The organism is Anaerovibrio sp. (genome assembly GCF_024697385.1).
GTDB lineage: Bacteria > Bacillota > Negativicutes > Selenomonadales > Selenomonadaceae > Anaerovibrio.
Window position 1 is genome coordinate 1 of record NZ_JAILFV010000097.1, and the last position, 2,436, is coordinate 2,436.

2 protein-coding genes are annotated in these 2,436 nt (G+C 37.6%); both read right to left on the reverse strand.

What is annotated here, in order from left to right; translation table 11 throughout:
• Positions 1-661: 661 nt before the first annotated feature.
• Entirely contained in the window at positions 662-1,696 is a 1,035-nt protein-coding gene (locus K6C05_RS05220) for an amidohydrolase family protein (protein WP_296732104.1), read from the reverse strand.
• The gene (locus K6C05_RS05225) at positions 1,582-1,953 is read right to left on the reverse strand and encodes a hypothetical protein (RefSeq protein WP_296732106.1); all 372 of its coding nucleotides are present in this window, start codon (positions 1,951-1,953) and stop codon (positions 1,582-1,584) included. The genes K6C05_RS05220 and K6C05_RS05225 overlap by 115 nt, the downstream gene beginning before the upstream one ends.
• Between the last annotated feature and the right edge of the window lie 483 nt (positions 1,954-2,436).

Genomic DNA, 2,436 nt, shown 5'->3' on the forward strand with positions numbered 1-2,436 from the left:
ATGTGGAAGATAACGATTAGAATGTGATATACTATTCAAAACGGTTGACGTCCTTTCTCAGAGTTTTTTGTGGTAATTAAATTCTAAGGACTAAACCGTTTTTTGTATAGAGGGGGTCTCACATCAATTGTAAAGCTACAAATAATAATCTTTGAATTGTTTTTTCATATTGACATCACTACCTCCATAATATAAAATAAAATTAAATTCTGAGTACCATCAGAAATTACACCATTAAGTTCAAAAAACATGATTTATTCAAACTGTCCTTCGGGACTCCACAGTGTGTGGTTAAAACTTGCTTCGGCAAGTTTTTTTTTGCTCAAATATTCACTGTTTATAAAATTCGATATTAAGCTAATGAATCCTTTTAATAAATAATGTATTTAAAAATCATCCCCCATTCAATAATTTATACTTTTGTAATCAAATGAATTATAACATACAAAAATAATCATTAAACAATACACTGATACAAAAAAAGGACAACATAATAATAAATTTTCTTTTATGACAGCAGCTTAATTTTGCCATAATTTATTTTCCACTGTTCATTACTTTGAATAGAGGTATTTTAAATTCACTAGGGATAAATATTTTTGAAGATTATTACATAACTATTTCCCCGGCACCCAAAACATTTTTATTGATATAAAAACTTTTACCCCACATAAAATAGAAAAAAACAGTCGCCCAGATAAATAATGTTATCCGGACAGCTGAACTGAATTGATAACAACAGATTTTTATATGTTAAATTATCAAGCTTTATGATCATTCTGCCTAAAGCCTTACATTTGACCGGATAAGCACTATATGCTTTTTCTTCCCCCAGATATTGAACCTCCTGGGTAAACACATCCGGTTCTTTCTGCATCCACATCATACCAGCCACGGCCATAATGTTGTAATCAGCAATGCGTTTGATATCCTCCTTGTTTACGACATGCAGATGGGCCAGGACATTTCGCATACCGAAATTTCCTGTTGTTTCTTCCGCTTCTGCGATTGCGTCTATCCAGGCCCTGCTGGCAGCATCCCCGATAGAATGAACATGCACATTCAAATCATGTTTGCTGGCTGCCTTTAGCAGCCTTACCATTTTTTCATGGTCATCAAATTCGGATACACCTTTATAGCCAGCCTGATCAGCATAATCATCCAGTAGCCATGCAGTATGTGACTCCACTACACCATCACAGAACACCTTGGCTCCGGTTATATGATAATGCTTACTGTTATTCTTTTCCGCGTCCGCAGCAATCATTTCCATATCCTTTTCCGGTGTATCCGTATTATCCTTTAAATAAATACCACCATATATATAATGCCTGAGCTTCCCTTCAGCAGCCACTTCATGGATAGCGATTGGCTCCGATGGGTTGAGGATATTGACGCCTGCACTATATACACCAGTATACCCCATGGAAAGAGCAAAGTCCTGCCAACTCAGGAGAGCAGCTTTTAAATCCTCCACTTCATATTTTAACTGTGAACGAACATGGAATGTAGGTGCCTCCGATATAAAACCGGTAGGATTTCCTTTATCATCCACCTTTACACATTCCTCACCCCATTTGGTCACAGCATCCCTGTTAATCCCATATGCTTCCATGGGCTTTGTATTGAGCCACATAGAATGCCCGTCACTGCTTTCGCAGAATACAATCTTATCAGGGCAGACAGCATCCAGCATACCGGCATCCGGAATTTCCCTGCTAGTTGAAAACCCGACTCCATTGATGACATTTTTTGCGGATTGGCCTCTATATATTCCTTGATGACCTGAACACACTCCTCCAAAGTGTTCTCCTCTGTCATCTTGGCCACACTGAACATCTTATATCCGGCATATACCGGATGACAATGCGCCTCTAAAAAGCCTGGATAAACTGAATTATCCCCGTAATCATAAATTTTTGTATTGCTGTCACAAAGCCGATGTAGCAACATATGCCATCATTCCCGTACCGGCAAGCTTCAAAACATCCCGGTGGCTGATACCTATTCCAGGTCTGTCTTTTTTCCCTGCTCTGACATACATAAGCTCCTCTCAATTTTTACCGCAATAAAAAACAACGGAATATAAATTCTTATATCCTTCAGATTGTCAGGAACTATCCCAACACTTTATACCATATTTTTATTTTAAAATTTTCTATGCTGCTACTAAAATATCCTTTTATAACGCCATCATGTTTCTCCTGAAAGATTTTCAAAAAAATAATTCAATGTAACATTTTCCTCACTTCTGCATATAAAGGACAGAAAATAAAAAAACTGCTCGATAAGAGCAGCAGAAGGAAGGATGATTATCATGATTAACAGAAACAAGCTTAGTATAGAAGAATTAAACCAGATTTCCGGCGGCCGCCCAAGAATTCGTCTTAATGCCCCACGCCGCAAGCCTTTCCAGATAATCAGGGACATCATTGA

Excerpts from the sequence above, each read along its gene's own strand:
- K6C05_RS05220 (WP_296732104.1), bottom strand. The coding sequence starts at position 1,696 with ATGCTGGATGCTGTCTGCCCTGATAAGATTGTATTCTGCGAAAGCAGT.
- K6C05_RS05225 (WP_296732106.1), bottom strand. The coding sequence starts at position 1,953 with ATGTTGCTACATCGGCTTTGTGACAGCAATACAAAAATTTATGATTAC.